The following is an 8,458-nucleotide window of genomic DNA, read 5'->3' as shown; positions in this document are numbered from 1 at the left end:
TTGACCGTCTTGATCGACATCATCGGCCCTTCGAAGGTCGACATGCCGTAGAACGACAGCGAGACGATCATGAACTTGAGGATCGGGTCGGTGCGCAGTTTGTGCCACGCGCCCGACAGCGTCATCATGCCGTTGATCATGCCGCCCCAGCTCGGCGCGAGCAGGATCAGCGAGAACACCATGCCGAGCGACTGCGCCCAGTCGGGCAGCGCGGTGTAGTGCAGGTGGTGCGGACCGGCCCACATGTAGACCGCGATCAAGGCCCAGAAATGCACGACCGACAGCCGGTACGAGTAGATCGGCCGCTGCGCCTGCTTGGGCACGTAGTAGTACATGATCCCGAGGAAGCCCGCGGTCAGGAAGAAGCCGACCGCGTTGTGGCCGTACCACCACTGCACCATCGCGTCGACCGCGCCCGAATAGATCGGGTAGGAGTCGGTCAGCGTGACCGGGATCGCGAGGCTGTTGACGATGTGCAGCACGGCGACGGTGAGGATGTACGCGCCGAAGAACCAGTTGGCGACGTAGATGTGCCTGACCTTGCGCTTGACGATCGTGCCGAAGAAGACGACTGCGTAGACGACCCAGACCACCGCGATGAGCACGTCGATCGGCCAGATGAGTTCGGCGTATTCCTTGCTCTGCGTGTAACCGAGCGGCAAGGTGATCGCGGCGAGCACGATCACCGCCTGCCAGCCCCAGAACGTGAATGCGGCGAGGCGGTCGCCGAACAGGCGCGCCTGGCAGGTGCGTTGCACGACGTAGTACGAGGTCGCGAACAGGCCGCAACCGCCGAACGCGAAGATCACCGCGTTCGTGTGCAGCGGCCGCAGCCGGCTGTAGGTGAGCCACGGGATGTCGAAGTTCAGCGCCGGCCAGGCCAGTTGGGCCGCGATCAGCAGGCCGACGGCCATGCCGACGACGCCCCAGACGATCGTCGCGATCGTGAACTGGCGCACCACCCGGTCGTTGTAGGTTTCCACGCTCTGCATAGGTTGGCCCCTGGAAGATCCGCGCGAAGTGTCGGCGACGCGCCGGGGCGCGCACTTGATCGGCGTCAAGTGCGGGTGGCGGCCCCGCTTGCATGGCCTGCGACGTTTCGCCACGATCGGCCGCGCGTGTCTCGTCTTCGCCCGCTTTGCCGTTCCATGGTTCGTGGTCCGCATCCGCATGGAGGAATCGATGAACGCACCCACCACGCCCACCCGCCGCCTGCTCGCCGCCTCGATCCTGCTCGCCGCCGCCGGTGATGCCGCTGCGACGAACGCGGTCGTCTCGCCGCCGAACTGCAATGAAGCCGGCTTCGCCGCCGCGCTCGCGGCCGTCGACGGCAGCGGCAGCGGTACGATCACGTTCAACTGCGGCACGGCGACGATCACGTTCACGAACTACAAGACGATCGCCAACGACGTCGTCATCGACGGCGGCAATGCGATCACGTTCGACGGCGGGAACACGTCGGCGCTGTTCCAGGTGTTCGCGAGCGCGAACGCGACGCTGAAGGGCCTGACCCTGCAGCACGCCGAGTTCAACCAGAGCCACGCGCTCGAGAACTTCGGCGCGCTCAAGCTCGACCACGTGCGCGTGCAGACCAACGTATCGGCCGGCCCCGTCGTCGCCAACAGCGGCACCTTGCGCGTGCGCTGGAGCACGTTCAGCGGCAACCAGAACACCGCGACCGCGATCGGCGGCGACGGCGGCGTGATCGCCAACGACGGCGGCGACGCATCGGTCGAGTCGAGCACGTTCACGGGCAATTCGACCGGTCGCTACGGCGGCGCGATCTACAGCAATTCCACCCTCGACGTGCTCGATTCGACGTTCACGGGGAATGCGACCACGGGCATGGGCAGCGGCGGTGGCGCGATCTACCAGGCCGGCAGCGGCACCAGTACGGTCGAATACGCGACGATCGTCGGCAACACGGGGCAGGCGTTCGGCGGCGGCCTCTACAACGACGGCGCAGGCAGCGCGACGCTCGTCGTGAGTCGATCCATCATGGCCAACAACACGAACGGCAACTGCGACGGCGTGCTGACGTCGGGCGGCTACAACGTCTGGTTCGGTGCGACCTCGTGCCCGTTCGCGGCCCCGGGCGACGGCGCCGGCGATCCGATGCTCGGCGCGCTCGCGAACAACGGCGGCCCGACGCAGACGATGCTGCCGGGCGCGGGCAGCGCGGCGATCAATCGCGTGCCGAACGCGCAGTGCGCGCAGCCGTACGACCAGCGCGGCGCGAGCCGCCCGGGGGGCGTGATCGGCAATGGTTCGTGCGACAGCGGTGCGGTCGAGGTGAGCGGCACGCTCGACCTCATCTTCTACGACGGCTTCGAATAGACCCCTCGCGCGGGCGCGTGCGGGCCATGCCGTGCGCGCTGCGGATCGACCCCGTCATGCCGGTACGTGGCGCGCAAGCGCGGCGTCGCGCTGCGCATCCGGGCGGCCGCCAGAAGCCCGCGCGACCCGGCTCGGGCGCGGCATCGGGCGTCGCGCAGCCGCCGTCGGATGACGACGGCGGCTGGCGCGCGTTCGATCAGTCGAACCCGTTGCGGAAGATCGTGTCGTCGGTCAGCACATCGAGCGTGACCGGCACGGCGACGAGCGCATTCGTCGCGTCGTTGCTGTGCACGCAGACGTTCGCGGTGTAGGTACCCGCCGCGAGCGCGGTCGCGTCGAGCCCGACCGTGACGGTCGCGTCCGGATCGCCCGCGTGCACGGTGCCGCCTGCGGGATTCAGCGACAGCCACGCGACGGTTGCCGGCGACGCGCAATCGGCCGGCGCGGTGTCCACCGTCCAGACGAGGTCCGCGGTGCCTGCGTTGCCGATCGCGAGCGGCACGCTCGTCGCTTGGCCGGCGATCACCGACGCATCGAGCGAACCCGGTGCGACGGCGAGCAGCGGCGCCGGCGGCGGCGTGACCGTGAACGTGAACACCGCACTCGGCGTCGACGTGCCGCAGAGGTTCGTCGCCGCGACGCGCCACCAGTACTGGCGACCCGCTTCGAGCGCGGCACTCGGCTGGAACGACGTCGCGCCGCCCGGCAGCGTCTGCGACAGGAGGATGTCGGTGAAGCCGGCATCGGTCGCGATGTCGATCGTGTAGTTCGTGACCTGCTGCGACGCGGCCCAGCTGAACAGCGGCTGCGCGGGCTGGTTGATCGCGTTGTCGGCGGGCGAGACGAGTGCGACCTGGCCGGGCACCTGCGTGGTCACGTTGACCGCGAGCGTGAGGTCATGGTCGACGCCGTCGGCGCTACCGCGCAGCACGATGTCGTGCGCACCCGGCGTCGCCGCGTTGGTGACCGTGAGGTTCGCATCCGACGTCGTCGCGGGCGGCGTGATCACGCCCGGCACGTAGGTGCCACCGAAACCGGCCGGCAGGCCCGGCGCGGGGAAGCTCATCGTGACCGGGCTCGCGAAACCGTTGACCGGATTGACCGTGATCGTGACCGGCTGCAGCGCGGTCGCGGACGGCGTCGCCGCGCAGACGTCCTGGCTGAGGTTGGTGCCGGTCAAGGTGAACGAGGTCTGGTTCGCGCAGCCGTCGAAGCGGAACGAGGCGATGCGCGTGTCCCAGTGGTTGCCGGCCGCTTCGTACATCGCGGTGAACCAGAACGTGCAGCCGTCGTCCGGGTCGACGCCCATCTGGTGGTAGTCGCCCCAGCGGTCGAAGTTGGTCTGCGAGGTGCTGCCCGCGATGATCGACGTCTCGGCCTGGGTCATCGTGCCGAGCGCGTCGGTCGCGAGCCGGCCGGTGTAGCTGAGGCCGGGGAACACGGCCGGCGTCTTGCGCGCGACGTTGTAGGCGAGCGCGATGTTGCCGGCCTTGTCCATCGCCGTGGCCGCCATCCAGCGGCTGATCTGGCCGCCCGCATCGGCGGGCGCGTACGTGCCCTGCTGGTACACCGACCAGCTGCCCGCGAGGCCGCCCGTGCGGCGCAGTTCGAACCAGCGCACGCCTGCGTTGTTGCCGCCGCTCGGCAGCTGGGTGACGTGGTTGCCGACGATCGATTCGTGGTCGCCGAAGTTGCGGTAGTACACCTGGTACATCAGCACTTCGAGCAGCGGGTCGAGCAGGCGCGTCGTGGCCGGCTGGTTGATCGCGCCGAAACCGCTCGGCACGTTGAACTGCGAGTTGAACTCCGCTTCCGCGATGCGGATCGGGCCCGTCAGCGTCGTGTTCGCGGGCGTCGTCCAGTTCACGTTCATCGTGAACAGCTCGAGGTAGTCCTCGGCGGGGTTGTTGCTGCCCGGGCTGTTGCGCTCGTCGTCGTTGTCGCGCGCGAACAGGCCCGGCGCATTCGCGGGCGGCGGCGTGGTGCCGGTGAACGACACCGGCAGCACGAGCTGGAAGCCGAGGCCGTTCAGCGACGGCACCGTCTTGCGCTGCAGGGTCGCGGCCTGGCCCGCGAGCATCTTCACGCGGTCGAGCGCGTAGACCGCCGGGCCCTCGTTGGCGCCGACGTAGTACGCATTCGGCCACACGCCGTACTTCGGGTAGTCGGGGAACGTCGGCGTCGTGAACACGTAGCGCGTCCACGTCGTCGTGACCGGGTTGCTGTTCGCGCTGAGGTAGACGCACAGGTTGTTGCCCGCGCTCGCGAACTCGGTCAGCAACCAGCGTTGCGCGAGCTGGTCGTAGACGACGATGCCGTCGCCGAGACCGCTCGCGCAGGCGCCGCCGCTGCCGAGGCCTTCCATCGTGAACGGTCCGGCGGCGGTGCTGCCGTCGTTGGTGTTGTAGATCTTGTACACCGCGCCGCCGCTGCCGTTGATCGACTGCACGTAGAAGCCGCCGCCGACGTCGCCGGACGGATCGGGTGGGAACACCCCGGTGTAGCCCTGGCCGGGGATGTTCAGCAACGGCGTCGTGAACGCGTCGGTCGCGCTCGGCACCACGCGCCGCTGCAACGCGGTCAACAGGTCCGCATCCTCGAGCAGCACGGGATTGACCGCGGCGGGCGGATGGCGCTGCAGTTCCTCCTCGCCGTGGAACTGGCGCGGTACCTCGCGGATCGGGTCGCCCGGCTGCCATGCGGCTACGGCCGGGCGCAGGCGCGCGTCGAGGAAGAACTGCTCGGGCTGCGACGGCGGGCTCACGTAATCGGCGCCGACACTGACGAGCGGGTCGCCTCCGACCGCGGCGAATGCGGACGGTACGGCGAGGGCGAAGGCGAACGCGGCGACGGCCGCAGGACGGAACATGGACGGCATGGGCTCTCCTCGTGGCGAAAACGCAGCGGCCGCCGTCCACCCCTGGGCGGAATCAGTCGTCGTCTTCGGGTATCTCGGTATCGTCCCCCAGAAGGACGAGCTGTTCAAGTACGAGCTCTCCCGTACGGCTGCGCACGTGCAACGGGGAGGTGGCGAGGCCGAAGCGCGCGCGCGCCGTGTGCAGGCCGCCCGCATCCGTGCGCACGGTGAGGCCGAAATCGGTCGAGACCTTGCCGCCGCTCGCCGCGTCGAGCACGACGTCGCCGAACGTCGGCACCATGAGCACGACCTGGCCGGTGTCGGTTTCGACCGTGCTGTCGCCGTGCCAGCGCGCGCCGATCGCGACCGCGCGGATCGTGCCGCTGCGCGAGGCGAGGCGCAGCCGGTCGCGCGAGGAGGCGAAAATCGGCCCCGATTCGGTCGTCGCCTCGATCGGTCCCGCGCGCCGCTTCGCGGCGATGCGACCGTCGCGCGTCGTCAGCGCGACAGCGAGGTCGCCCGGCAGGTACGCGGCGACGTCGACGCGGCCCGCCGCGTCGCCATCGAACCCGACCTCGATCGCGAACGTGTCGCCGTCGCGACGCGTGCGGAAGCGCGCATGCGCGTGGCCGGGCGGCATGCGCTGCACGACCGCGTGGATGCCGACCTCGCGTTCGTCGCGCGAACGCAGGTTGATCTCGCCCGTGAGGTTCGTGATCGCGATGCGCGTGACGCCCGCGGGAATGTCGAACTCGCGGTCGACGCGCTCGATGCGCACGTCGCCGGGGGCGTGTTCGACCTGCGGTCGCACGCCGCTGCACGCGCCTGCGAGCGCGACGACCACGAGCAGGGCGATACGCGGCAGCGAAAACCTTGCAGACATCACGACTCCTCGATCCATGCCAGCGCCGGGCCCGGGATTCCGGCGAAACGCCTACTATGCCAGTACGCTCGCCGCTGTTCCCTCTCTCCCGGTTGCGGGAGAGGGGCAGGGTGAGGACGACCGGAGCGCAGCGCTCCCATCGATCACTCCTTGAAGATCAGGAACCCGGCCACGACGATCAGGGCGAACCCGGCGAGGTGGTTCCAGCGGATCGGCGCGCCGAGGTAGGCGACCGAGAACACGACGAACACGCCGAGCGTGATGATTTCCTGCATCGCCTTCAGCTGCGCCGGGTTGTAGACCGCGAAGCCGTAGCGGTTCGCCGGTACCTGCAGGCAGTACTCGAAGAACGCGATGCCCCAGCTCACGACGATCACGAGCCAGAGCGGCCGGTCGGTGAACTTGAGGTGGCCGTACCAGGCGAACGTCATGAACACGTTCGACCCGATCAGCAGCAGGACGGGGAGCAGGGCATTCCACATGGCAGGCAGGCTCGATGGGCGATGCATGCATCGTAGCCGGTGCCGCCGCGCATGACGTAGGCCGGGACGCGCGAAGCGCGGCCGGCTCGCTCTTGTCGATGCTTCGCCGGCCGCGCTGCGCGCGTCGGGCCCACAGACGCAGCGCAATTCCGATGCGCCCTGTGGAAGCGGCGGAAGCCGCGATGCTCTTGCGTGCCCCGAAAATCCGCCGCGCTGCAGGAGCGGCTTCAGCCGCGATCCACGTCGAAGCAGCGAGCAGGCCGGACGACCGCCAGGTCGGCCGGCACGGTTCCGCGATGCCTCGCCGGCCGTGCTTAGCGCGTCCGGCCAGCGCGAGCGGCGACCCGGTGCGCCTATGCCGATGCCTCACGCCGCGCGACATGGCAGTGATGATGGCCGAAAACGGCCAGCAATCCGACGGCATTCGTGAACCAATGCATTCGCGCGCACGACCGTCTGCACCTACGAACCGGCCCCCTCATGAAAACGACGCATCGCTTCGCTTCCGCACGCTTCGCCGCCCTCGCACTCGGCGTCGCGCTCATCGCCCCGGACGCGCTCAATCCCGTCCGCGCCGACACCGCCGCGCCCGCCTGCACCGACGCCGCGTATCACCAACTCGACGCCTGGATCGGCGAATGGGATGTGTTCGATACCGAAGCGCCGAGCGGTCCGGTGCAAGGCCGCACGATCGTGCGATCCATCGTCGGCGGTTGCGCGCTGCACGAACGCTACGAGCAGGCCGACGGCCTCGTCGGCGACAGCATCCTGAGCTACGACGCCGCGCGCAGGCAGTGGCAGCAGACCTGGGTCACCAACCGCGGGTCGTTCATGGCGATTGCGGGCAACGCGAAGAATGACGGTGCGCTCGTGCTCGAAGGCGAGGTGCACCTCGCGAACGGCACCACCGTGCTGCAGCGGATCACCTGGACGATGCAGGGCACTGACGTGCGCGAATCGGCCGTCGTGTCGAAAGACCGTGGTGCTACGTGGACCCCCGCCTTCGACGTGCTGTTCCGCACACGCGCGCCGTCGGCCAAAGTGAACGCGCTACGCCGTCCGTCGCTCCAGTAGGCCGGACGACCGCAGCTCGGCCGGCTCGCTCAGAAGATATCCTGCAAGCTCTTCGCTTGCGGCAGCAACAAGCGCGCACCGTCGTCGGTGATCAGCATTTCGTCCTCGGTGCGGATGCCGAACTCGCCGACGATGTAGATGCCGGGTTCGTTGCTGAACATATTGCCCGGCGCGAGCGCGCGCGTGTTGCCGCCGACGAGGTAGTACCACTCGTGCCCGTCCATGCCGATGCCGTGGCCGAGGCGATGCGTGAAGTATTTGTATCCCGGGCCATAGCCGTGATCGGCGATGTAACTGCGCGCCGCGGCGTCGACCTTTTCCGCGGCGACGCCGGGTCGCGCGGCCTTGAGGCCGGCGTCCTGCGCCCCGCGCACGATCTCGAACACGCGCTGCATCTTTGCGCTCGGCTTGCCGAACGCCATCGTGCGCGTGATGTCCGAGCCGTAGCCCTCGACCTTGCAGCCGCCGTCGATGAGCACGACGTCGCCGTCCTTGAGCACGACGTCGCGCGTCAAGCCGTGCGGATACGCGGACGCTTCGCCGAACAGTACGAGCGCGTCGCCCTCGACGCCGAATTCGGCGTAGCGCGCGCTGATGAGACCCCCGAGTTCGGATTCACTCATGCCTTCGCGCAACTCGCGCTGCACCTGCCGGTAAACATGCGCGGTGATGTCGTTGGCGACCTGCATCAACTCGATTTCATGCGGCGACTTCACGCCGCGGCATCCGGCCGTCACCGGCGTCGCGCTGCGCAAGGTCAGCGTGGACAGGCGCTGCTGCAACTGCTCCACCGCGTAGTAGCGCGTCGTTTCCTCGATGCCGAGC

The 8,458-nt window shown here is 68.8% G+C and carries 7 protein-coding genes; 2 read left to right on the top strand and 5 right to left on the bottom strand.

The genetic code is table 11. The annotated features are described in order from the left end of the window. On the bottom strand, positions 1-992 hold a 992-nt coding region (locus VI238_RS07570), incomplete at its 3' end, for a cbb3-type cytochrome c oxidase subunit I (RefSeq protein ID WP_331650072.1). 190 nt (positions 993-1,182) lie between these two features. Between VI238_RS07570 and VI238_RS07565 the strand changes: the two genes are divergently transcribed. Then, positions 1,183-2,337, top strand: a complete 1,155-nt coding sequence (locus tag VI238_RS07565) for a choice-of-anchor Q domain-containing protein (RefSeq protein ID WP_331650071.1) — start codon at positions 1,183-1,185, stop codon at positions 2,335-2,337. Between the two features lie 196 nt (positions 2,338-2,533). On the opposite strand, the gene VI238_RS07560 is transcribed toward VI238_RS07565, so the two are convergent. From VI238_RS07560 to VI238_RS07550, 3 genes are all read right to left on the bottom strand, one after another. Beyond that, positions 2,534-5,215 carry a BACON domain-containing protein gene (locus VI238_RS07560; protein ID WP_331650069.1) on the bottom strand — a complete coding sequence of 894 codons (2,682 nt, stop codon included), beginning with the start codon at positions 5,213-5,215 and terminating at the stop codon, positions 2,534-2,536. A 52-nt stretch (positions 5,216-5,267) separates the two neighbouring features. After that, positions 5,268-6,077, bottom strand: a complete 810-nt coding sequence (locus VI238_RS07555) for a hypothetical protein (RefSeq protein WP_331650067.1) — start codon at positions 6,075-6,077, stop codon at positions 5,268-5,270. Positions 6,078-6,220: 143 nt separating this feature from the next. After that, positions 6,221-6,559 (bottom strand): DMT family protein, encoded by a 339-nt coding sequence (locus VI238_RS07550; protein ID WP_331650074.1) that lies wholly within the window; start codon positions 6,557-6,559, stop codon positions 6,221-6,223. A gap of 480 nt (positions 6,560-7,039) precedes the next feature. On the opposite strand from VI238_RS07550, the gene VI238_RS07545 reads away from it, so the two are divergent. Beyond that, the gene (locus tag VI238_RS07545) at positions 7,040-7,633 is read left to right on the top strand and encodes a DUF1579 family protein (protein ID WP_331650065.1); all 594 of its coding nucleotides are present in this window, start codon (positions 7,040-7,042) and stop codon (positions 7,631-7,633) included. Positions 7,634-7,662: 29 nt separating this feature from the next. Here the strand turns inward: VI238_RS07545 and VI238_RS07540 are convergent. Further along, positions 7,663-8,458, bottom strand: a 796-nt coding sequence (locus tag VI238_RS07540; RefSeq protein ID WP_331650064.1) for a M24 family metallopeptidase, incomplete at its 5' end; no start/stop codon positions are given.

The organism is Dokdonella sp., from assembly GCF_036518555.1.
Taxonomy (GTDB): Bacteria; Pseudomonadota; Gammaproteobacteria; order Xanthomonadales; family Rhodanobacteraceae; genus Dokdonella_A.
This window is presented reverse-complemented; position numbering and strand designations above follow the sequence as displayed.

Coding starts and splice junctions, on each gene's coding strand:
- VI238_RS07565 (WP_331650071.1), top strand. CDS start 1,183: ATGAACGCACCCACCACGCCCACCCGCCGCCTGCTCGCCGCCTCGATC.
- VI238_RS07560 (WP_331650069.1), bottom strand. CDS start 5,215: ATGCCGTCCATGTTCCGTCCTGCGGCCGTCGCCGCGTTCGCCTTCGCC.
- VI238_RS07555 (WP_331650067.1), bottom strand. CDS start 6,077: ATGTCTGCAAGGTTTTCGCTGCCGCGTATCGCCCTGCTCGTGGTCGTC.
- VI238_RS07550 (WP_331650074.1), bottom strand. CDS start 6,559: ATGTGGAATGCCCTGCTCCCCGTCCTGCTGCTGATCGGGTCGAACGTG.
- VI238_RS07545 (WP_331650065.1), top strand. CDS start 7,040: ATGAAAACGACGCATCGCTTCGCTTCCGCACGCTTCGCCGCCCTCGCA.